Raw genomic sequence first — 20,713 nt, forward strand, 5'->3', positions numbered from 1 at the left:
ATGTGTACTACTTACTCGCTGTTATTGGTATTATTCAGAAAAAGTGAGTAAGACTTTGCAGCATCGTTTTTGATCCTGTTCAAATAAATTTATGGCATCAGCAACATGCTGGAAATTAAACGTATGGGTAATTAGTTTGTCAGGGTTAATTAATCCTTTACTTAGCCAATCGATAACAACTGGGAATTTATTCGCATTTAGTCGGGAGGAAAAAATAGAAAGTTCTTTACCAGTAATGCCCTGCTGAATAACTTCCGACGGTTCACTGGAAAATCCCATTAAAACAATACGTGCCGCCGGTGAAGCCAGCGTAACGGCTTCTTTCAATATGGATGGATGACAAGCTGCATCAATGATTAATGTTGGCTTAATGCCTTTCTCAGCAAATATTTCACCAAGTGGCGTCTGCCCATTATTAATCGCCCAGTCCGCACCACATTCTCTGGCCTTTTCCAGTCGTTCATCAATACGATCAGCGACAATGACATTTTTAACGTTATAGACGCCTTTTAATACCTGAACGACGGTCAGCCCAATTGGACCAGCTCCGTAAACCAGAACGGTATCATTTTCAGTCGGTTTGCCATGACCCGTAACATTTGCCGCAATGGTAAAGGGTTCAATCATGACTGCATATTGATCGGCAACCTCATCAGGGATTTTCCACGCGTTTTTCGCCGGCACTATCGCATATTCGCTAAAACCGCCGTCAGCATGAACGCCCAATACAGCCAGCGTTGTGCAGACATTCGGCTTACCAATAGAGCATGGATAGCAATGCCCACAGCTCACCACGGGATCGACAGCGACACGCTCGCCTACTCTGGCGCTTTCTACACCTTTCCCCACAGCGTCAATCACCCCAAAGAATTCATGACCAATGACGCGAGGGTATTTCGCAAAAGGGTTATGCCCACGATAGATATGGCTGTCTGAACCACAAATTCCAGCGAGTTTCACCTTTATTCGTACTTCACCCGTATTCGGGATGGGAATTTCACGTTCGATAATCGCCAGTTGATTCGGTTTTTCAATTAAAATGCTTTTCATTATTTATAACTCCTTACCAGTTCCACAGCGTGCCATCTTCCAGACGTGCGACTGGTAGATAGGCAGGTTCGTAGGGATATTTCGCCGCCAGCTTTTCATCAAACTCGATGCCAAGACCCGGTTTGTCACCTGGATGCATATAGCCGTTATCAAAGGCCCAGTTATGCGGGAACACTTCGAGCATTTGTTCGGAGTACCCCATATATTCCTGGACGCCGAAATTTGGCACCCATAAATCAAAGTGCAGTGCTGCCGCCATGCAAACAGGAGACAAATCAGAAGGACCGTGCGAGCCAGTGCGCACCTGATACAGTGATGCAAAATCAGCAATCCGACGCATACCAGTAATCCCCCCCGCATGGGTCAGCGTTGTTCGGATATAATCGATGAGCTGTTCTTCAATTAATTGCTTACAGTCCCAGATGCTGTTAAAGACCTCGCCCACAGCAATTGGCGTGACAGTATGCTGACGGATGAGACGGAAGCATTCCTGGTTTTCCGCAGGCGTAGGATCTTCCATCCAGAACATGCGGTAGTCTTCAATACTTTTACCAAAGCGAGCGGCTTCAATAGGCGTTAAGCGATGGTGCATGTCGTGGAGCAAATGCTCATCAAAACCAAATTTGTTACGTACTGCGTCGAACAATTTCGGCATGAAATCGAGATATTTTTCTGTCGACCACAACTGTTCTTCCGGCCACTGCCCTTTGGTTGCGGGTTCATAAGCCAGCCCTTTGCCTTTGGACATACCGTAGGTGGTTTTCATGCCAGGAATGCCGCACTGTACGCGGATGGCTTTGAATCCCAGTTCCTGATGGCGAGCATAGTCATCCAGCGCCTCCTCGATGGAGTGCCCCGTGGTGTGACAATAAACCATGACTCCTTCACGGGAAGCCCCTCCCAGTAACTGGTAAAGCGGCATGTTGGCCGCTTTGGCTTTAATGTCCCACAGCGCCATATCCACTGCCGAAATGGCCGACATAGTGACAGGACCACGACGCCAGTACGCGCCTTTATAGAAAAATTGCCAGATATCTTCGATACGATGCGCATCGCGGCCAATGAGCTGCGGGCAAAGGTGATCCTGCAAATAAGAGGCAACGGAAAGCTCACGCCCGTTCAGGGTGGCATCTCCAAGCCCTGTGATACCGTCCTCGGTGGTGATTTTTAAGGTAACGAAATTACGTCCCGGACAGGTAACAAAAACTTCAGCCCTTACGATCTTCATATTTGATTCCTTGCATCGCTTGTCGTGATGCATAAAATCTACGCAACTGAGCTACTACCATACAAGTATAAAGATCGTAAAAAGCCATCGTGATCACAAAAAAAGGCGCATATTTGCACCGTGAATAATTGACAGAGGAGTAAAATTAAGGTGATTTAGTTCATTAAAATCAACCTATCTTATTGATTTAATATCTTTATGCACGCCACCAGCCAGCGACAATAATCAACATACCACAAAGCGCAATTATGGCTCCCGTCCAGTCGTACAGACTCAGTTTCACCCCATCCACAATTCGCAGCCATAAAAGCGCCGTGCAGACGTAAACACCGCCATAAGCAGCATAAACCCGCCCACTCGCCGCCGGATGCAAAGTCAGCAACCAGACAAAAAGCGCCAGAGAGAGCCCCGCCGGCACCAGCAACCAAATACTGGCGTTCCTTTTCAGCCATAGCCATGGCAAAAAACAGCCAATAATTTCACACAGGGCAGTCGCGAAAAACAGTAACGTTGTTTTAATCATCTTTGTCACTCATTGACATCATGTATAGTTATAGGACGGCATAATATCATCAATATATACATTTCCCTGGTACGTTTGGCGTTCGCAGTGGATCGTGTAAAATCAGCCAAAATCATTCATGTAAGGAATAAATCATGAATAACACTCTTCGCAAACAACTCTGCCTGCTGGCCTTGCTGCTGCCTGGCGCTCTGGCACTGAGCGCAACAACCTATGCAGAAACCAACAAACTGGTGATTGAGTCTGGTGATAGTGCGCAAAGCCGCCAGCATGCGGTTATGGAAAAAGAGCAATGGAATGACACGCGCAATCTGCGCCAGAAAGTGAACAAACGCACTGAAAAAGAGTGGGATAAAGCCGACGCCGCATTTGATAACCGCGATAAATGCGAACAAAGCACCAACATCAATGCCTACTGGGAACCGAATACTTTGCGCTGTCTGGATCGTCGTACCGGACACGTTATCACCCCCTAACCTGTTATTAAGATAAGGAATGTAAGGACACGTTATGATTAACGCCCACAGTGTTAAGCTACGTCCGCTGGAGCGTGAAGATTTGCGCTATGTGCATCAACTCGACAATAACGCCAGCGTAATGCGTTACTGGTTTGAGGAACCTTATGAAGCCTTCGTTGAACTCTCTGATCTGTATGACAAACACATACACGATCAGAGTGAACGCCGCTTCGTCGTGGAATGCGACGGCGAAAAAGCGGGCCTGGTGGAATTAGTTGAAATTAACCATGTCCACCGCCGTGCGGAATTTCAGATAATTATCTCCCCGGAATACCAGGGTCAAGGTCTGGCTACCCGCGCCGCAAAATTAGCAATGGACTATGGCTTTACCGTACTTAATCTTTATAAGCTTTATCTGATCGTCGATAAAGAGAATGAAAAAGCAATCCACATTTATCGTAAGCTTGGTTTTACGGTCGAAGGTGAACTGATGCATGAATTCTTTATTAACGGTCAATACCGCAATGCCATTCGCATGTGCATTTTCCAGCATCAATATCTGGCAGAGCATAAAGCTCCAGGTCAGAATTTACTGAAGCCAACAGCACAATAGCATTAATAATAATCGATAGTATTTTTGATGGTATAAACTCGTTCGATGGCGGGTTTTACTCCCTCATCAACAATGACCAGATGGCAGTCCACTGGATTAGCGTGGCTGTCATATTCACAAGTTTGTTTGATATTGCCAACCTGTTGATGATTCAACAAAGTAATTGCTGTGTAATCAAGTTTCTTTATCGGATCGTCTGAAGGAGTTGCTGTTACCGATAGTTTTTTATCGTTGCTTTCTGTCGTTTTTCCCAGTGGATATCCCTGTGCATCATAACGATACTCCACCTTCATCTCTTTACTGCTGGCTTTAACCACAAAGCCATTATCATCCGTTTCCCAACTGACGCCCGCGGAGGGTAATTCAGCTAGCTGACATTTACCTTGTAAGCGAACTCTTTTCTCCAGCGTTTGCGCATCCCGGTAATAATTAGCATCCAGCACCAGAGCGACTACTGTATTATTTTCCAGATCCAGTAATTCGAGAGAATCGAAGCAGCCTTCTTCCGATAAAGTCCCTGAAACACGCTTCGCCACTTCTCCTTGCTCATTCATTAGTGTCTGGGTGAAATCTTTCACTGGGCCACGCAACGGATCGAAGTCAAATTCATTAGAGAAGCTGGCCATTTCTGGCGTAAAAGAGAGCGTTACCTCCGGGCGGTCACATCCTGTAAGTATTATCGCAAGCAAACATGGCAGTAATTTGTCATTCACGTCAGTCACCTGGTTGTAGAGATGATTCTCAATCATAGTAGCAAATACAGTACTTTACACATGAAATGCTATGCTTTAATGAGTAATCTTCCCGTAAGGAGCCAATGATGAAAACTTCTGCTTGTTGTGCCGTGCTTCTGCTTGCCCTCGCCTCACCCGCGGTGCTTGCCGCGCCGGAATCGTGTGAGCGCATAAAAAGCGATATTGCGCAGCGTATTATCAATAACGGCGTGCCGGAAAGTAATTTCACCTTAAGCATTGTGCCGAATGATCAGGTTGATCAACCGGATTCCCAGGTTGTCGGACATTGCGCCAACGATACGCATAAAATTCTCTATACCCGTACCACCAGCGGTAACGTCTCTGCACCTACTCAGGCTACCCAGGACGGCGCATCTGCCGAACCGCAGTAAACATTTACGTGGCATATCTTATCAGGCCCGCAGCTCGCAACGATCCTGTAGGCCTGATAAGTCGTTTACACCACACCTGGCAACTTGCATCTCATCCGACGAATACCTCTTTAGCACTCACACCTTTCTATTGATATGGATTAATAAGTGTTAACCCAATATGGGTAGACTGCATCCATAGTTAGCACGCTAAATATTCAATATATAATCATTTATATAACGACAGATATCAGGGAGTGAGTTATGTCCAAAAATGAAAGTCAGGTGGGCATTAGCCGCAGAACATTAGTTAAATCAACGGCTATCGGTTCACTGGCACTCGCGGCTGGCGGGTTTTCATTGCCTTTTACGATGCGTAACGCGACGGCGGCAGTGCAACAAGCCAGTGAGAAAGTGGTCTGGGGCGCCTGTTCCGTCAACTGTGGTAGCCGTTGCCCCTTACGACTTCATGTCAAAGATAATGAAGTCATTTGGGTAGAAACAGATAACACCGGCAAGGATGAGTATGGAAACCATCAGGTACGGGCCTGTTTGCGTGGTCGCTCAATTCGCCGGCGTATTAATCATCCCGACCGTTTGAATTACCCAATGAAACGCGTAGGCAAACGCGGTGAAGGAAAATTCGAACGAATTAGCTGGGATGAAGCGCTGGACACCATCGTCAATAGCCTGAAAAAAACCGTCGAACAGTATGGCAACGAAGCGATATATCTTAATTACAGTACAGGGGTTATTGGCGGAAATATCACACGTTCTTCACCCTATGCATCAATAATCGGCCGTCTGATGAATTGTTATGGCGGCTACCTTAGCCATTATGGCTCCTACAGTACGGCCCAGATATCTGCCGCGATGCCATACACTTATGGCTCTAATGACGGTAACAGCATCTCAGATATTGAGAACAGTAAGCTGGTGGTGATGTTTGGTAATAACCCAGCCGAAACAAGAATGAGCGGCGGCGGCATCACTTATCTTCTCGAAAAAGCGCGTGAAAAATCGAATGCCAAAATGGTGGTGATCGATCCACGCTATACCGACACCGCAGCCGGACGGGAAGATGAATGGCTACCTATCCGTCCTGGCACTGATGCAGCGCTGGTGGCTGGCATCGCCTGGGTTTTAATTACGGAAAATCTCGTTGATCAGCCATTTCTCGATAAATACTGCATCGGTTATGACGAAAAAACTTTACCGGCGGATGCCCCGCGCAATGGCCATTACAAGGCCTATATTCTTGGCGAGGGAGACGATAAAACAGCCAAAACCCCTGAATGGGCAGCCAAAATTACGGGGATCCCGGAAGATCGCATCATAAAACTCGCCCGCGAAATTGGCACTACCAAACCTGCCTACATTACTCAGGGATGGGGGCCGCAACGCCAGGCTAATGGCGAACTCACTTCCCGCGCAATTGCCATGCTCCCCATCCTTACGGGCAATGTTGGAATTAATGGCGGTAATAGCGGCGCACGCGAAACATCATGGGCTATTACGTTTGAATTGATGCCGGTTCTCGAAAAGCCAGTTAAAACACAAATTTCCGTTTTTACCTGGACTGATGCAATTGTTCGCGGGCCTGAAATGACGGCTTTACGCGACGGCGTTCGCGGCAAAGATAAGCTGGATGTTCCTATCAAATTTATCTGGAATTATGCCGGTAACACGTTGGTTAATCAGCATTCTGATATCAATAAGACTCACGACATCCTGCAAGATGAATCGAAGTGCGAAATGATTGTCGTCATAGAGAATTTTATGACGTCATCGGCGAAATACGCAGATATTCTGCTGCCGGATCTGATGACTGTTGAACAGGAAGATATTATCCCTAATGACTCTGCCGGAAATATGGGATACCTCATCTTTTTCCAACCCGCCACGCGCGCAAAATTCGAACGTAAACCTATTTACTGGATCATGAGCGAAGTAGCCAAACGTCTCGGTCCAGACGTCTATCAGAAGTTCACCGAGGGGCGTACCCAGGAACAGTGGTTACAGTATCTGTACGCCAAAATGGTCGCCAAAGATCCAACGCTGCCGTCTTATGACGAACTGAAGAAAATGGGGATCTATAAACGTAAAGATCCTAATGGTCATTTCGTCGCTTATAAGGCATTTCGTGACGACCCTGAGGCTAATCCATTAAAAACGCCATCCGGTAAGATTGAAATTTACTCCAGCCAACTGGCGGAAATCGCCCGCACCTGGGAGCTGGAAAAAGATGAAGTGATCAGCCCGTTGCCAATTTACGCCTCAACATTTGAAGGCTGGGACTCCCCTGAACGTAGCGCCTTCCCGCTACAACTATTTGGTTTTCATTATAAATCTCGCACTCACTCCAGCTACGGCAACATCGACGTATTGCAGTCAGCCTGTCGACAGGAAGTGTGGATCAATCCTGTTGATGCGCAAAAACGCGGTATTGCCAACGGCGATATGGTGCGGGTGTTTAATCACCGCGGCGAAGTTCGGCTTCCGGCGAAAGTCACGCCGCGCATTATCCCCGGCGTTAGTGCTATGGGTCAGGGAGCATGGCATGAAGCAAATATGTCTGGCGATAAAATCGACCATGGCGGTTGCGTCAATACACTGACCACACTGCGTCCTTCGCCACTGGCGAAAGGGAACCCTCAGCACACCAATCTGGTGGAAATCGAGAAAATATAAATAACTACGACCAGGATGTACTGGAATTACATTTTTGTTCAATAAGCAATAAGTGAGTAATGATGAAAATCCACACCACAGAGGCGCTCATGACGGCTGAAATTAGCCGCCGAAGTCTGATGAAAACCTCCGCTCTTGGTAGCCTTGCACTGGCAAGCAGTGCCTTCACTCTGCCATTCTCCCGAATAGCCTGTGCTGCAGAAGCTCCGGTAGAAGAGAAAGCAGTCTGGAGCTCCTGCACCGTTAACTGCGGAAGCCGCTGTCTGTTACGTTTACATGTGAAAGATGACACCGTGTACTGGGTGGAGTCTGATACTACAGGTGACGATGTCTACGGTAATCATCAGGTTCGCGCTTGTTTACGCGGCCGTTCTATCCGTCGGCGGATGAACCATCCAGATCGGTTGAAATATCCCATGAAGCGCGTCGGAAAGCGTGGAGAAGGTAAATTTGAACGCATCAGTTGGGATGAAGCTCTGGATACCATCAGCGATAACCTCCGTCGGATCCTTAAAGATTACGGAAATGAGGCGGTACATGTTCTGTACGGAACTGGCGTGGATGGCGGCAATATCACCAACTCAAACGTCCCGTACCGTCTGATGAACTCTTGCGGCGGTTTTCTTAGTCGCTATGGCAGCTACAGTACCGCCCAAATCAGCGCGGCAATGAGCTATATGTTCGGCGCCAATGATGGTAACAGCCCGGATGATATCGCGAATACGAAGCTGGTAGTTATGTTCGGGAATAACCCAGCGGAAACGCGTATGAGCGGTGGCGGCGTCACTTACTATGTTGAGCAAGCGCGTGAACGCTCAAATGCGCGCATGATCGTCATCGATCCTCGTTATAACGACACAGCGGCTGGGCGTGAAGATGAATGGCTGCCCATTCGCCCCGGCACCGATGGCGCACTGGCCTGTGCGATTGCCTGGGTACTGATTACGGAAAACCTGATCGATCAGCCATTTCTCGACAAATACTGTGTGGGTTACGATGAAAAAACGCTACCCGCCAGCGCACCGCGTAACGCTCATTATAAAGCCTATATTCTGGGCGAAGGGCCGGACGGTATTGCTAAGACGCCTGAATGGGCGGCGAAAATCACCAGTATCCCGGCAGAAAAAATTATCCAGTTGGCTCGTGAGATCGGTTCAGCAAAACCGGCTTATATTTGCCAGGGCTGGGGCCCGCAACGTCACTCCAACGGCGAGCAAACATCCCGTGCCATCGCCATGCTTTCAGTGCTTACCGGGAACGTCGGCATAAACGGCGGTAACTCGGGTGTACGCGAAGGTAGCTGGGATCTGGGGGTTGAATGGTTCCCGATGCTCGAAAACCCGGTCAAAACACAGATTTCTGTTTTTACATGGACGGACGCAATCGACCATGGTACGGAAATGACGGCAACCCGCGATGGCGTGCGCGGTAAAGAAAAACTGGATGTTCCGATTAAGTTTTTGTGGTGCTACGCCAGCAACACGCTAATTAATCAACATGGCGACATCAATCACACCCATGAAGTACTTCAGGATGACAGCAAGTGCGAGATGATTGTCGGTATTGACCACTTTATGACGGCCTCAGCAAAATACTGCGACATTCTGTTGCCTGACCTGATGCCGACGGAACAGGAAGATCTCATCTCACACGAATCCGCCGGGAATATGGGGTATGTGATCCTCGCCCAACCAGCAACCTCTGCAAAATTTGAACGCAAACCCATCTACTGGATGTTGAGTGAAATCGCGAAACGTTTAGGGCCAGACGTTTATCAAACCTTCACTGAAGGCCGTAGCCAGCATGAATGGATCAAATATCTTCATGCGAAAACGAAGGAGCGTAACCCGGAGATGCCCGATTACGAGGAGATGAAAACGACCGGGATCTTTAAGAAAAAATGTCCAGAAGAGCACTATGTCGCTTTCCGTGCATTCCGCGAAGATCCGCAGGCAAATCCACTGAAAACGCCATCAGGTAAAATCGAAATTTATTCTGAGCGGCTGGCGACCATTGCGGATACCTGGGAATTGAAAAAGGATGAAATTATTCATCCGCTGCCAGCGTATACCCCAGGTTTCGACGGCTGGGATGATCCCCTGCGGAAAATCTATCCACTCCAGTTAACGGGCTTCCACTATAAGGCTCGTACCCACTCCAGCTATGGCAATATTGATGTCTTACAACAAGCTTGCCCGCAAGAGGTGTGGATCAACCCAATTGATGCTCAGGCTCGTGGTATCCGTCATGGCGATACCGTGCGGGTATTTAACAATAACGGACAAATGCTGATCGCCGCAAAAGTGACACCGCGCATTCTGCCTGGCGTAACCGCTATCGGACAAGGTGCATGGCTTAAAGCCGATATGTTTGGCGACCAGGTCGATCACGGCGGCTGTATTAACATTCTGACCTCCCACCGCCCTTCACCGCTGGCAAAGGGAAACCCATCACACAGCAATCTCGTCCAGATTGAAAAGGTTTAAGGAGTAACCCATGACGACACAATATGGATTTTTTATTGATTCCAGCCGCTGCACCGGCTGCAAAACCTGCGAGCTGGCGTGTAAGGACTACAAAGATTTAGGCCCCGACGTCAGTTTCCGCCGTATTTATGAATATGCGGGAGGTGACTGGCAGGAGGATAACGGTGTCTGGCATCAGAACGTCTTTGCCTACTATCTCTCGATTTCGTGCAACCACTGCGACGATCCGGCCTGTACCAAAGTCTGTCCCAGCGGCGCAATGCACAAACGTGAAGATGGCTTTGTGGTGGTCGATGAAGATGTCTGCATTGGCTGCCGCTACTGTCATATGGCCTGCCCGTACGGCGCGCCACAGTACAACGCCGAAAAAGGCCATATGACCAAGTGCGATGGCTGCTATTCACGCGTCGCGGAAGGTAAACAACCGATATGCGTTGAATCATGCCCGCTGCGCGCGCTGGAGTTCGGCCCCATTGAAGAACTGCGCAAGAAACACGGCGATCTTGCCGCCGTCGCGCCACTGCCGCGTGCGCATTTTACGAAACCCAATATTGTTATTAAGCCTAACGCCAACAGCCGCCCTTCTGGCGACACCACCGGTTATCTGGCAAATCCGAAGGAGGTATAAAATGGGAAATGGATGGCATGAATGGCCGTTGGTACTGTTTACAGTACTGGGGCAAACGGTGGTCGGCGCACTTATCGTCAGCGGCCTCGGCTGGATGGCAGTGAAAGACGATGCCGCTGCCCGCCAGCGCATTGTGCGCGGGATGTTCTTCCTCTGGCTGGTGATGGGCGTGGCTTTCCTCGCTTCTGTGATGCACCTCGGCTCGCCACTGCGCGCGTTTAACTCGCTTAACCGCGTCGGTGCATCCGGGCTGAGTAACGAAATTGCCGCTGGTTCGCTCTTTTTCGCCGTCGGTGGTATCTGGTGGCTGGTCGCTTTCATCGGTAAAATACCGCCAGCGCTGGGGAAACTCTGGCTGCTGATTAGCATGGCACTCGGGGTAATTTTCATCTGGGTGATGAGCCGCGTTTACCAGATTGACACCGTGCCCACCTGGCATAACGGGTACACCACGCTGGCCTTTTTCCTGACTGCGTTTCTCTGCGGCCCGCTGTTTGGTACTCTTCTTCTGCGCGCCGCGCGGGTGGATTTTCACAACACGGCGCTGGCAGCAGTCAGCGTACTGGCTTTGCTGGTAACCGCGGCAGTCATCGTATTGCAGGGCATGTCGCTGGCGACGATCCACAGTTCCGTACAACAGGCCACTGCGCTGGTGCCGGATTACGCCTCGCTCCAGGTCTGGCGTCTTGTGTTGCTTGCAGGTGGATTAGGCTGCTGGCTGTGCCCTCTGGCACGCCAGAAATCACCACATGTAGCCGGATTGCTGCTTGGTCTGGTGCTAATGCTGGGTGGTGAAGTTATTGGTCGCACGCTGTTTTATGGCCTGCACATGACCGTAGGTATGGCAGTAGCCGGTTAACACAAATCGTGCGGGGCAACCCGCACTTTCAGGATGGTATGAATGACGCATTTTTCACAACGTGAAGATTTTTCCATGACGGCACGCGTACTGGGCGCGTTGTTTTACTACGCACCGGAGAGCGCCGAAGCCTCAGGCCTGGTGACCGCATTATCCAGTGACGGATGGCAGGCGCAATGGCCGCTGGCGGCAGATGTTCTGGCCCCCCTGGCAAGTGATTTTCAGGCTGAAAGTGAAGAGAGTCTGTCGCAGGCATGGCAACGCTTATTTGTCGGACCGTGGGCGCTGCCCTCACCGCCGTGGGGTTCTGTCTGGCTGGATCGTGAATCAGTATTATTTGGTGACTCCACGCTGGCGCTTCGTCAGTGGATGCGTGAAAACGGAATTCAGTTTGAGATGAAGCAAAATGAACCGGAAGACAATTTTGGTTCCCTGCTGTTACAAGCTGCCTGGCTTGCTGAGAACGGACGGCAGACAGAGTGCGAAGAACTGCTGGCCTGGCACCTGCTGCCGTGGTCATCGCGCTTTCTTGAGGTGTTTATCGAGAATGCTGAGCATCCATTCTACTGCGCCCTGGGGAAACTGGCCCGTTTAACGCTGGCGCAATGGCAATCACAGTTGTTGATTCCTGTCGCGGTTAAACCATTGTTTCGTTGAAATTGATTTGAAATTACGGATGGTGACTACATGCGCCATCCGGCATCAAGAAGTTACAGTGTCACGAATAATTCTATATAAAGCACAGACTGCTTTTACGCCTGACCTCTTTTCCCGCAAAATAGTTATCTGTATTTAACGCGCTGTTTCTGCCCATGCACCATCTACACATCTACCCGAATCTGCGTACCATGTTCCGACGTCTGATTATCGCGACGGTAACAGGCATCCTTGCGGCTCTTGCTGTTGCGGGATTTCACCACGCCATGTTATTACTGGAATGGCTATTTCTGAGCAATGATTCCGGTAGCCTGGTCAATGCTGCCGCCAATCTTTCTCCGTGGCGTCGGCTATTAACTCCGGCGCTTGGTGGATTAGCGGCTGGCTTATTACTGATGGGCTGGCAGAAATTTACTCAACAACGTCCCCACGCGCCTACCGATTATATGGAGGCATTACAGACCGATGGGCAGTTTGATTACGCCTCCAGCCTGGTAAAATCACTCGCCTCTCTGCTGGTGGTGACCAGCGGCAGCGCAATCGGTCGTGAAGGTGCAATGATTTTGTTGGCGGCGCTTGCTGCATCATGGTTTGCCCAACGTTTTACGCCGCGCGAAGAGTGGAAATTATGGATTGCCTGCGGTGCTGCAGCGGGGATGGCTGCGGCCTATCGTGCGCCACTTGCAGGTTCTTTATTTATTGCCGAAGTGCTGTTTGGCACTATGATGCTGGCCTCCCTCGGTCCGGTGGTGATCTCTGCCGTCGTGGCGTTGCTGGTCAGCAATCTTATTAATCATAGCGATGCTTTGCTCTACAGCGTGCAACTCTCAGTGACGGTTCAGACTCGTGACTATGCGCTGATTATCAGTACCGGCATTCTGGCGGGTTTGTGCGGCCCACTGTTGTTAAAGCTTATGAACGCCAGCCATCGGTTTTTTATTAATCTGAAACTCTCGCCGCCCTGGCAACTGGCTTCAGGTGGCTTGATAGTAGGCTTACTCTCTTTGCTTACACCTGCCGTATGGGGTAATGGCTATAGTGTGGTGCAATCCTTTTTAACCGCCCCGCCGCTGTTTACGATCATTGCCGGAATATTCCTTTGTAAACTGTTCGCAGTACTTGCCAGTAGTGGCTCCGGCGCACCTGGCGGCGTGTTTACACCAACGCTATTTATCGGCCTGGCGATTGGTATGTTATATGGACGTAGTCTGGGGTTATGGTTTTCTGGCGGCGAAGAAATTACGCTTCTGCTGGGACTTACCGGGATGGCGACACTGTTAGCGGCGACCACGCATGCTCCGATTATGTCGACATTGATGATATGCGAAATGACCGGGGAGTATCAGCTACTCCCCGGTTTATTGATTGCCTGCGTGATTGCCTCGGTAATGTCGCGGACTTTACATCGTGACTCTATCTACCGCCAGCACACTGCACAGCATGGATAAGCGGATGTATTGTCCCAACTCGCGCTGTTCGGCTCGTGGCAGATAAGGCAGCTCGCCAATGAGCGGTGCCGGGAGTTTTTTACTCAACACATCAATGATTTCAGCATAATGTGCTAATCCCGGATTGATACGATTCGCCACCCAGCCAATCAGCGGCAGGCCGTCGTTAGCAATGGCCTGCGCGGTCAAAAGCGCATGGTTAATACAGCCTTCCTGAATGCCCACAACCATTAACACCGGGAGCTGTTCCTGCACTACCCATTCAGAAAGAGGACGGAGATCATTCATCAGGCTACGCCATCCGCCGGTCCCCTCAACGACTACATGTTCAACTTTGTCGGCCAGATTAGCCAGACCATTTGAAATGAGCGTGTAATTAATTGGGCAACTGTGCGCCACGCTGCTTTCTTCTTCGCTTAACGCAATAGGATTGACTGCTTCATAAGGCAGCTCAACAGACGAAACACTCTGCAACACCAGGGCATCTTTATTACGCAGCCCGTCAGGCGTTTCTTTGCTCCCCTTCGCTACGGGCTTGTACCCCGCAACTGTTTTTCCCTGAGAGGCTAACGCTTGTAGCAATGCGCGGGAAACCACCGTTTTCCCCACAGAAGTGTCTGTACCTGTAATAAAGAAACGCTTCAGCATCACTAACTCCACCGTTATGCTTCACAAATATAAGCCAGGAAAATAATTCAACGATGAAAGTCTAAGTTATGCGTTCAGCCCCCAAATTGAGATAGCGCAAATTTTGGTACAACAGTTAAAAAATGTTAACCCTGTAATAGACGAATCAACAAAGAACCGTTATACATCGCGTCTTTTACCAACGCGGCCCCCGCCATTGTCCCCTGATTAGAAAATTGGGTGCTCTCAACGCTAATATGCTGGCTATACGCTGGAAGCGCTTGCTGGCGGATACTGTCAGAGATAACCGGAAAGAGGATATCCGCCGCTTTACTTAGCGGTGAACCGATCAGTATTTTTTGAGGGTTAAATAAATTCACCATGATGGCGAGAATGCGCCCGACATGTGTGCCCACGCCGGTAATGATGTCTTTTGCCAGCAGATCTCCCCGCAGTGCCGCCTGGCACAGTGAATCCACCGTTAACGGCTGCCCATGTAACATCGAGCTCATAGATTGATTAAGGCGCAATCGTGCCAGCTCGAGAATGCTGTCAACGCTGGCGATGGTTTCCAGACAACCATGATTACCGCAATAACAGCGTTTCCCGTAAGGATCGACCTGAGTATGGCCAATTTCAACGAGGCTACTGCTTCCCGCGTGTAGCAGATGACCGTCTGTAATCACACCAGCCCCCACATTGTGATCGATAACCACCTGAATCACATCACGCGCCCCACGAGATGCGCCAAAGAGAGCCTCAGCCATCGTCCATGCGCTGATATCATGCTGAATATAAACAGGTACACCCGTATGCTGCTCAAGCGCCTCGCCAAGCGGCATCTCTTTGACGTCCTCATAAAACGGCATACGATGCACGATGCCATTTTCGGTATCAATAATTCCCGGCAAGGTAATAGCAATCGACGTCAAACGTTCCAGCTTTTTCTGATGACGGATAAAAAACCGATCGATATGGTTGATGATGCGCTCAAGCAGTGGTGTTTCATCCTGCAATGCAAGCTCCAGAGATTCTTCCACCACCAGCTTGCTACTAAGGTCGCGCAAAGCAAGAAAAATCTCTCCGCGACTAATACGCAGAGAAAGATAGTGCCAGGCTTCGGTTTCCACTACCAGTCCCACCGCCGGGCGCCCACGGTTTCCCGCCTCTTTTATTTCCAGCTCTTGCACCAGATGCGCTTCAAGCATTTCACGGACAATTTTGGTAATACTGGCTGGCGCCAGTTGCGCCAGACGAGAAAGATCGATACGCGAGACTGGACCGAGCTGATCAATCAGGCGATAAACCGCGCCCGCGTTGGTCTGCTTTATTTGATCAATGTGTCCAGGCTGGTTTTCAGCAACCACCGCATACTCCCTATATTTTCGCGCTCCGAAATAATCTGTAGGCTATGGTGAAGCACTTCGACGCGTGCCGTCAAATTTTTACTTAGCCATGTGATTAACAGCACATTTTTCAACTTCTTTCGCTGAATTTTCCTTCATCCGAGAACATTCAGCAACTGAATACGAAAGTGACTTGCCGCCGGACTTTGCTCATGATGCTTAGGCCAGACCAGCCACATTTCAGAAACCGCATCGTCTTCAGCAATAGGTACCCAGCGCATTTCATTGAGTTGAACTCGTTTAAAAGAAGCTGGCAAAATCGATACGCCAAGACCGGCAGAAACAAGGCCAATGATGGTCATCGCCTCTCCCACTTCCTGAGTGATGACGGGAGTCAGATTATAACGACGCATCAGGCCAAGAATATCGTCGTACAACCCTGTTCCGACATGAGGATCGAAAAAAACGAACGGTTCTTTCGCCAGTTCCGCCAGCGTGACGATGGATTTATTTGCCAGTGGATGATCGTGCGGAATCATCGCCATTAGCGGTTCATGAACGATAACAGCGTGGTCGAGCGTCTCCGGTAACGGCGTATTACGCAGTAGTCCCATATCCAGCGTCCCTTCGACAAGCGGCGCAATTTGTTCGCGGGTATTCATTTCACGCGTTTGTAAATGGACATCGGGATAATCACGACGAAATAGCGATAATGTATCTGACACTGCACGAATAAAGGGTGCTGACGACGTAAAGCCAATACGTAGCTCTCCAGCCTCGCCCTGATGCAGGCGTTCCGCGCGGGCGGCAGCCTCACCCACCATAGACAGGATTTGCCGGCTGTCAGCAAGGAACTGTTTTCCTGCCGCGGTAAGCTGCACGCTACGATTAGTCCTTGCCAGCAGCCGTGCGCCAACCTGTTGTTCCAGAGTCTGGATCTGCTGACTGAGCGGCGGTTGCGAGATATTCAGCCGGGCAGCAGCGCGACCAAAATGCAATTCTTCTGCGACAGCGACAAAGTAACGTAAATGACGCAACTCGATATTCATACTTAAAACATCTTATTTGAGATTATTAATATATTAGACAGAACAATTCGATTTTCCTACTCTACTTGCGCTCCCAAACCACGGGTATATTTAGCAAGGATTTCAAGTGAGCCGTACTACAACTGTCGAGGGCGCTCCGGCAAGCGACACTGACAAGCAAAACGTTTCCCAGCCAAACCCATTCATTAAACGCGGTACGCCGCAATTCATGCGTGTGACACTGGCGCTGTTCTCTGCCGGACTGGCAACCTTTGCGCTTCTCTATTGTGTACAACCTATTCTCCCGGTGCTTTCGCAGGAGTTTGGTTTAACGCCTGCTAACAGTAGTATTTCGCTGTCAATTTCAACGGCGATGCTTGCCATCGGTTTACTGTTTACTGGCCCGCTTTCTGATGCCATTGGTCGCAAACCGGTGATGGTCACCGCGTTACTCCTCGCCTCAATCTGTACCCTTCTCTCAACAATGATGACCAGCTGGCACGGCATTCTGATTATGCGCGCCTTGATTGGTCTGTCGTTGAGCGGCGTGGCTGCCGTTGGGATGACCTATCTAAGTGAAGAAATCCACCCCAGTTTTGTGGCCTTTTCGATGGGGTTGTATATCAGCGGCAACTCGATTGGCGGTATGAGTGGGCGTTTAATCAGCGGCGTCTTCACCGACTTCTTCAACTGGCGAATCGCGCTGGCGGCAATCGGCTGTTTCGCGCTGGCCTCGGCGTTAATGTTCTGGAAGATCCTTCCAGAATCACGTCATTTTCGCCCTTCCTCACTGCGTCCCAAAACGCTGTTTATCAATTTCCGTCTGCACTGGCGCGATCGGGGATTGCCGCTATTGTTTGCGGAAGGTTTTTTGCTAATGGGCTCTTTTGTCACCCTGTTTAATTACATCGGCTACCGATTGATGCTTTCGCCCTGGCATGTCAGCCAGGCCGTCGTCGGGTTGTTATCGTTAGCCTATTTAACGGGAACCTGGAGTTCGCCAAAAGCGGGAGTCATGACAAACCGCTTTGGACGCGGTCCGGTGATGTTATTTTCAACGGGCGTCATGCTGTTTGGTTTGCTGATGACATTATCCAGCTCGCTGTGGCTGATCTTTGCCGGAATGTTGCTCTTCTCCGCCGGATTCTTTGCTGCCCACTCGGTCGCCAGTAGTTGGATTGGCCCCCGAGCTAAACGGGCAAAAGGCCAGGCCTCCTCACTGTATTTGTTCAGTTACTACCTGGGTTCAAGCATTGCCGGGACACTGGGGGGCGTTTTCTGGCATAACTATGGCTGGAACGGCGTTGGCGCATTCATTGCTTTGATGCTGGTGGTGGCAATTCTGGTTGGAACACGTTTACATCATCGCCTGCATGCCTGAAAAAATAAGTCCGGGCTGCGTTAAACCTTCGCCCGGACTTATTGTCTGCTCAACCCAACGTTAATAACCATCCCAAAACAGACGAAGCGCCGGTCATTTCCCGTAGCGCATCTAACGTCATCAGGATAATAAACACCCAAATTAGCGGATTCATTTTGCTGTCTGTCACTTATTATTGATGCACAGCGATTCTACCTTTTTATGGGTTGTAAAAAAGTTAATTCGATCAATACTGGCGATATTAATAGAAAAATTTTCCTTAAGTCACAATACGTTATTATCCCCAATGTAATTTCCACTGTATTTGTACATATCGTTACACGCTGAAACCAACCACTCACGGAAGTCTGTCATTCCCCAGGATATAGTCATTACAACGGCCCCGCAGTGGGGTTGCATGAAAAACCAAATTGAGGGTATGACAATGAAAAAAGTATTAGCTCTGGTTGTTGCCGCTGCTATGGGTCTCTCTTCTGCCGCCTTTGCCGCAGAGACCGCGACCACACCGGCTCCCGCTGCTACAGCCACCAAAGCAGCGCCGGCAAAAACCACGCACCACAAAAAACAGCATAAAAAAGCGAAAACTGAACAGAAAGCCCCTGAACAAAAAGCGCAGGCAGCTCAAAAAAACACGAAAAAACACACCAAGAAACACAGCCAGCAGCAACCTGCGAAACCGGCTGCACAACCAGCAGCTTAAGTTTTCGCCAGCAATAATGGCGCGCCCCCTCGCGCCTGGTATTTACGGTGCTAAGCGGATAAGGTTTAGCACCGCTTTTAGCGGAGGGTACGATGGTGGGCCGTTATCGCTTTGAGTTCATTCTTATCATCCTTATTTTATGTGCGCTTATTGCCGCTCGTTTTTACCTTTCCTGATTGTAGTTATCTGATTTTACTCCCACTTTCATTCCATCCCGGCTATAGTATTTACGAGGGTTCGCTTTTAATAATCATAATTACCCATCAGAGTGTGATATGCGTACAACTATTACTGTAGTGCTGGGTGCAATGTGTCTGACGTCTGCATTTGTTTTTGCAGATAAACCAGATGAATCTAAATCGGCAAACGATAAAGTCAGTACCCTGTTTTTTGGGCATGACGATCGCGTTCCGGTATATAACACGACCCAACCGCCATGGGATGCAGTAGGTCAACTGGAAACAGCCAGCGGTAATTTATGTACGGCAACATTGATCGCGCCAAATCTGGCATTAACTGCGGGACACTGTTTATTAACGCCGCCGAAAGGCAAGCCCGATAAAGCCATTGCACTGCGTTTTGTGTCAAATAAAGGCCTCTGGCGCTATGAGATCCACGACATTGAAGGTCGCGTTGATCCAACGCTGGGCAAACGGTTAAAGGCTGATGGCGATGGTTGGATTGTCCCACCTGCCGCTGCGCCGTGGGATTTCGGCTTAATTGTGCTACGAAACCCGCCTTCCGGCATTACACCATTGCCGCTTTTCCAGGGGAACAAAGCAGCACTGACCGCCGCGTTAAAATCAGCAGGCCGTAAAGTGACTCAGGCAGGATATCCCGAAGACCATCTCGATACCCTGTACAGTCATCAAAATTGCGAAGTGACCGGCTGGGCGCAAACATCAGTAATGTCACATCAGTGTGATACTCTGCCGGGCGACAGCGGTTCACCGCTCATGTTGTATACTAATGACGGCTGGCAATTGATTGGCGTGCAAAGCTCAGCACCTGCGGCTAAAGATCGCTGGCGGGCCGACAACAGGGCCATTTCTGTCACCGGCTTTCGCGATAAACTAAAAGAACTGGCTCAACAATGACGCATAAACGCTGCCCGATACTATGGGCAGCGCCAACATCAGGCGAATTTCACCATTATCATCCCTGCCAACAACAAGACCAGGCCAATCCAGCCTTTTCGGTTTAAACGTTGACCAAACAGAACCCACCCCGCGGCTAAAGTGGCGACAATACCAAAACCGCCCCACAGCGCATATGCGACTGACAGATCAATACCCTTTACAGCCTGGGAGAGTGCACTAAATGCGGCAAGCACCGCTGCCAGCGAAAGCAAGCCATAGATTTTACGGCGAAAACCATCAGAAAATTTCAAAAAAACATTAGCAACGATTTCCAGCACGATCGCTAATGCCAGCCAGGCGGCGTGAATCCATTCAAACTGAGCCATGATTCATCTCCTGTGCAGGTTTACGTGCTTTACGAGTACCGGATTTGATCAACACAATTCCGGCAACCAGGGTCGTCAAACCCGCAATTTTCATCAGCGATAAACTTTCGTCAAATAACAGAACGCTAAAAATGGTAATAAATAAAATACCGATGCCTTCCCACAACGCATAAGCCACGCCTAACGCAATTTTTTTAACAGCGAAAGAGAGGAATATATACGACAGTGAAATCATCACCAGCATTAAAATAAACCCACCGTTACCCTCACTGACACTCGCCCATTTCATGGACAGCGTACCGGTAATTTCCGTGGCAATAGCCAAACCTAATAAAAGCCAATAAATATACATATCCTTTCTCCTGCAAGAGAATTATTTTTAATATTCGCAAAGTTCAGCGAAACAAAGAAAAATGGTCA

Annotated in this window: 23 protein-coding genes; 13 read left to right on the forward strand and 10 right to left on the reverse strand. The window is 49.4% G+C overall.

What is annotated here, in order from left to right:
* Nucleotides 1-30: 30 nt before the first annotated feature.
* The 3 genes from PS053_RS02950 to PS053_RS02960 form a co-directional block, all read right to left on the reverse strand.
* A complete protein-coding gene (locus PS053_RS02950; protein WP_256878976.1) occupies nucleotides 31-1,050 on the reverse strand; it encodes a Zn-dependent oxidoreductase in 1,020 nt (339 codons plus the stop codon).
* A gap of 13 nt (nucleotides 1,051-1,063) precedes the next feature.
* Nucleotides 1,064-2,278, reverse strand: a complete 1,215-nt coding sequence (rspA, locus tag PS053_RS02955) for a starvation-sensing protein RspA (RefSeq protein ID WP_159386159.1) — start codon at nucleotides 2,276-2,278, stop codon at nucleotides 1,064-1,066.
* Between the two features lie 196 nt (nucleotides 2,279-2,474).
* Nucleotides 2,475-2,801, reverse strand: coding sequence for a YnfA family protein (locus tag PS053_RS02960; RefSeq protein WP_002462117.1), 327 nt, complete (start codon nucleotides 2,799-2,801; stop codon nucleotides 2,475-2,477).
* A 134-nt stretch (nucleotides 2,802-2,935) separates the two neighbouring features.
* On the opposite strand from PS053_RS02960, the gene PS053_RS02965 reads away from it, so the two are divergent.
* Nucleotides 2,936-3,277, forward strand: coding sequence for a DUF1283 family protein (locus PS053_RS02965; protein ID WP_001066434.1), 342 nt, complete (start codon nucleotides 2,936-2,938; stop codon nucleotides 3,275-3,277).
* Between the two features lie 34 nt (nucleotides 3,278-3,311).
* Nucleotides 3,312-3,872 carry a spermidine N1-acetyltransferase gene (gene speG, locus PS053_RS02970; RefSeq protein ID WP_000606224.1) on the forward strand — a complete coding sequence of 187 codons (561 nt, stop codon included), beginning with the start codon at nucleotides 3,312-3,314 and terminating at the stop codon, nucleotides 3,870-3,872.
* A gap of 2 nt (nucleotides 3,873-3,874) precedes the next feature.
* On the opposite strand, the gene PS053_RS02975 is transcribed toward speG, so the two are convergent.
* Complete coding sequence (locus tag PS053_RS02975) at nucleotides 3,875-4,585, reverse strand: YnfC family lipoprotein (protein WP_095575737.1); 711 nt, start codon at nucleotides 4,583-4,585, stop codon at nucleotides 3,875-3,877.
* Between the two features lie 107 nt (nucleotides 4,586-4,692).
* Here PS053_RS02975 and PS053_RS02980 point away from each other — a divergent pair, with 107 nt between their 5' ends.
* The 7 genes from PS053_RS02980 (at nucleotide 4,693) to clcB (ending at nucleotide 13,746) form a co-directional block, all read left to right on the forward strand.
* Nucleotides 4,693-4,998: a DUF1161 domain-containing protein gene (locus PS053_RS02980; RefSeq protein WP_000857964.1), complete on the forward strand. Its 306-nt coding sequence runs from the start codon at nucleotides 4,693-4,695 to the stop codon at nucleotides 4,996-4,998.
* A 243-nt stretch (nucleotides 4,999-5,241) separates the two neighbouring features.
* Nucleotides 5,242-7,668, forward strand: coding sequence for a selenate/tellurate reductase subunit YnfE (gene ynfE, locus PS053_RS02985; protein ID WP_059227410.1), 2,427 nt, complete (start codon nucleotides 5,242-5,244; stop codon nucleotides 7,666-7,668).
* Nucleotides 7,669-7,730: 62 nt separating this feature from the next.
* Nucleotides 7,731-10,154: a selenate/tellurate reductase subunit YnfF gene (ynfF, locus tag PS053_RS02990; RefSeq protein ID WP_207610706.1), complete on the forward strand. Its 2,424-nt coding sequence runs from the start codon at nucleotides 7,731-7,733 to the stop codon at nucleotides 10,152-10,154.
* A 10-nt stretch (nucleotides 10,155-10,164) separates the two neighbouring features.
* Complete coding sequence (ynfG, locus tag PS053_RS02995) at nucleotides 10,165-10,782, forward strand: DMSO reductase like molybdoenzyme iron-sulfur subunit YnfG (RefSeq protein ID WP_000213046.1); 618 nt, start codon at nucleotides 10,165-10,167, stop codon at nucleotides 10,780-10,782.
* Between the two features lies 1 nt (nucleotide 10,783).
* Nucleotides 10,784-11,641 (forward strand): dimethyl sulfoxide reductase anchor subunit family protein, encoded by an 858-nt coding sequence (locus PS053_RS03000; protein WP_059224358.1) that lies wholly within the window; start codon nucleotides 10,784-10,786, stop codon nucleotides 11,639-11,641.
* 42 nt (nucleotides 11,642-11,683) lie between these two features.
* The gene (gene dmsD / locus PS053_RS03005) at nucleotides 11,684-12,298 is read left to right on the forward strand and encodes a Tat proofreading chaperone DmsD (RefSeq protein WP_054410585.1); all 615 of its coding nucleotides are present in this window, start codon (nucleotides 11,684-11,686) and stop codon (nucleotides 12,296-12,298) included.
* Nucleotides 12,299-12,453: 155 nt separating this feature from the next.
* The gene (clcB, locus tag PS053_RS03010) at nucleotides 12,454-13,746 is read left to right on the forward strand and encodes a voltage-gated ClC-type chloride channel ClcB (protein WP_256878974.1); all 1,293 of its coding nucleotides are present in this window, start codon (nucleotides 12,454-12,456) and stop codon (nucleotides 13,744-13,746) included.
* Here the strand turns inward: clcB and bioD are convergent.
* The 3 genes from bioD to PS053_RS03025 all read right to left on the reverse strand — a co-directional run bounded on the left by bioD (nucleotide 13,699) and on the right by PS053_RS03025 (nucleotide 16,768).
* The gene (gene bioD, locus PS053_RS03015; RefSeq protein WP_000919219.1) at nucleotides 13,699-14,394 is read right to left on the reverse strand and encodes a dethiobiotin synthase; all 696 of its coding nucleotides are present in this window, start codon (nucleotides 14,392-14,394) and stop codon (nucleotides 13,699-13,701) included. The two genes, clcB and bioD, sit on opposite strands and share 48 nt — an antisense overlap.
* Nucleotides 14,395-14,519: 125 nt before the next feature.
* Nucleotides 14,520-15,740, reverse strand: a complete 1,221-nt coding sequence (gene mlc / locus PS053_RS03020) for a sugar metabolism global transcriptional regulator Mlc (RefSeq protein WP_000225258.1) — start codon at nucleotides 15,738-15,740, stop codon at nucleotides 14,520-14,522.
* A 134-nt stretch (nucleotides 15,741-15,874) separates the two neighbouring features.
* Nucleotides 15,875-16,768, reverse strand: a complete 894-nt coding sequence (locus PS053_RS03025; protein WP_256878973.1) for a LysR family transcriptional regulator — start codon at nucleotides 16,766-16,768, stop codon at nucleotides 15,875-15,877.
* Nucleotides 16,769-16,874: 106 nt separating this feature from the next.
* On the opposite strand from PS053_RS03025, the gene PS053_RS03030 reads away from it, so the two are divergent.
* Complete coding sequence (locus PS053_RS03030; protein ID WP_000091863.1) at nucleotides 16,875-18,128, forward strand: MFS transporter; 1,254 nt, start codon at nucleotides 16,875-16,877, stop codon at nucleotides 18,126-18,128.
* Nucleotides 18,129-18,177: 49 nt separating this feature from the next.
* On the opposite strand, the gene PS053_RS23125 is transcribed toward PS053_RS03030, so the two are convergent.
* Nucleotides 18,178-18,282 (reverse strand): KPN_01571 family protein, encoded by a 105-nt coding sequence (locus PS053_RS23125; protein ID WP_212741744.1) that lies wholly within the window; start codon nucleotides 18,280-18,282, stop codon nucleotides 18,178-18,180.
* Between the two features lie 270 nt (nucleotides 18,283-18,552).
* Here PS053_RS23125 and asr point away from each other — a divergent pair, with 270 nt between their 5' ends.
* From asr to PS053_RS03045, 3 genes are all read left to right on the forward strand, one after another.
* Nucleotides 18,553-18,828: an acid resistance repetitive basic protein Asr gene (gene asr / locus PS053_RS03035; RefSeq protein WP_072178973.1), complete on the forward strand. Its 276-nt coding sequence runs from the start codon at nucleotides 18,553-18,555 to the stop codon at nucleotides 18,826-18,828.
* A gap of 92 nt (nucleotides 18,829-18,920) precedes the next feature.
* Nucleotides 18,921-19,004, forward strand: coding sequence for a small membrane protein YdgU (ydgU, locus tag PS053_RS03040; protein ID WP_000233090.1), 84 nt, complete (start codon nucleotides 18,921-18,923; stop codon nucleotides 19,002-19,004).
* Nucleotides 19,005-19,103: 99 nt separating this feature from the next.
* Nucleotides 19,104-19,925, forward strand: coding sequence for a trypsin-like serine peptidase (locus tag PS053_RS03045; protein WP_256878972.1), 822 nt, complete (start codon nucleotides 19,104-19,106; stop codon nucleotides 19,923-19,925).
* 38 nt (nucleotides 19,926-19,963) lie between these two features.
* On the opposite strand, the gene mdtI is transcribed toward PS053_RS03045, so the two are convergent.
* Together mdtI and mdtJ are read right to left on the reverse strand one after the other, a co-directional pair.
* Nucleotides 19,964-20,293 (reverse strand): multidrug/spermidine efflux SMR transporter subunit MdtI, encoded by a 330-nt coding sequence (gene mdtI / locus PS053_RS03050; RefSeq protein WP_000046655.1) that lies wholly within the window; start codon nucleotides 20,291-20,293, stop codon nucleotides 19,964-19,966.
* Nucleotides 20,280-20,645 (reverse strand): multidrug/spermidine efflux SMR transporter subunit MdtJ, encoded by a 366-nt coding sequence (gene mdtJ / locus PS053_RS03055; protein WP_025238978.1) that lies wholly within the window; start codon nucleotides 20,643-20,645, stop codon nucleotides 20,280-20,282. Before mdtJ ends, mdtI begins: the two co-directional genes overlap by 14 nt.
* Nucleotides 20,646-20,713: the final 68 nt, after the last annotated feature.

It is taken from the genome of Escherichia albertii (assembly GCF_028622335.1).
GTDB classification, from domain to species: domain Bacteria; phylum Pseudomonadota; class Gammaproteobacteria; order Enterobacterales; family Enterobacteriaceae; genus Escherichia; species Escherichia albertii.

Excerpts from the sequence above, each read along its gene's own strand:
- PS053_RS02950 (WP_256878976.1), bottom strand. The coding sequence starts at position 1,050 with ATGAAAAGCATTTTAATTGAAAAACCGAATCAACTGGCGATTATCGAA.
- rspA (WP_159386159.1), bottom strand. The coding sequence starts at position 2,278 with ATGAAGATCGTAAGGGCTGAAGTTTTTGTTACCTGTCCGGGACGTAAT.
- PS053_RS02960 (WP_002462117.1), bottom strand. The coding sequence starts at position 2,801 with ATGATTAAAACAACGTTACTGTTTTTCGCGACTGCCCTGTGTGAAATT.
- PS053_RS02965 (WP_001066434.1), top strand. The coding sequence starts at position 2,936 with ATGAATAACACTCTTCGCAAACAACTCTGCCTGCTGGCCTTGCTGCTG.
- speG (WP_000606224.1), top strand. The coding sequence starts at position 3,312 with ATGATTAACGCCCACAGTGTTAAGCTACGTCCGCTGGAGCGTGAAGAT.
- PS053_RS02980 (WP_000857964.1), top strand. The coding sequence starts at position 4,693 with ATGAAAACTTCTGCTTGTTGTGCCGTGCTTCTGCTTGCCCTCGCCTCA.
- ynfE (WP_059227410.1), top strand. The coding sequence starts at position 5,242 with ATGTCCAAAAATGAAAGTCAGGTGGGCATTAGCCGCAGAACATTAGTT.
- ynfF (WP_207610706.1), top strand. The coding sequence starts at position 7,731 with ATGAAAATCCACACCACAGAGGCGCTCATGACGGCTGAAATTAGCCGC.
- ynfG (WP_000213046.1), top strand. The coding sequence starts at position 10,165 with ATGACGACACAATATGGATTTTTTATTGATTCCAGCCGCTGCACCGGC.
- PS053_RS03000 (WP_059224358.1), top strand. The coding sequence starts at position 10,784 with ATGGGAAATGGATGGCATGAATGGCCGTTGGTACTGTTTACAGTACTG.
- dmsD (WP_054410585.1), top strand. The coding sequence starts at position 11,684 with ATGACGCATTTTTCACAACGTGAAGATTTTTCCATGACGGCACGCGTA.
- clcB (WP_256878974.1), top strand. The coding sequence starts at position 12,454 with ATGCACCATCTACACATCTACCCGAATCTGCGTACCATGTTCCGACGT.
- bioD (WP_000919219.1), bottom strand. The coding sequence starts at position 14,394 with ATGCTGAAGCGTTTCTTTATTACAGGTACAGACACTTCTGTGGGGAAA.
- PS053_RS03025 (WP_256878973.1), bottom strand. The coding sequence starts at position 16,768 with ATGAATATCGAGTTGCGTCATTTACGTTACTTTGTCGCTGTCGCAGAA.
- PS053_RS23125 (WP_212741744.1), bottom strand. The coding sequence starts at position 18,282 with ATGAATCCGCTAATTTGGGTGTTTATTATCCTGATGACGTTAGATGCG.
- asr (WP_072178973.1), top strand. The coding sequence starts at position 18,553 with ATGAAAAAAGTATTAGCTCTGGTTGTTGCCGCTGCTATGGGTCTCTCT.
- ydgU (WP_000233090.1), top strand. The coding sequence starts at position 18,921 with ATGGTGGGCCGTTATCGCTTTGAGTTCATTCTTATCATCCTTATTTTA.
- PS053_RS03045 (WP_256878972.1), top strand. The coding sequence starts at position 19,104 with ATGCGTACAACTATTACTGTAGTGCTGGGTGCAATGTGTCTGACGTCT.
- mdtI (WP_000046655.1), bottom strand. The coding sequence starts at position 20,293 with ATGGCTCAGTTTGAATGGATTCACGCCGCCTGGCTGGCATTAGCGATC.
- mdtJ (WP_025238978.1), bottom strand. The coding sequence starts at position 20,645 with ATGTATATTTATTGGCTTTTATTAGGTTTGGCTATTGCCACGGAAATT.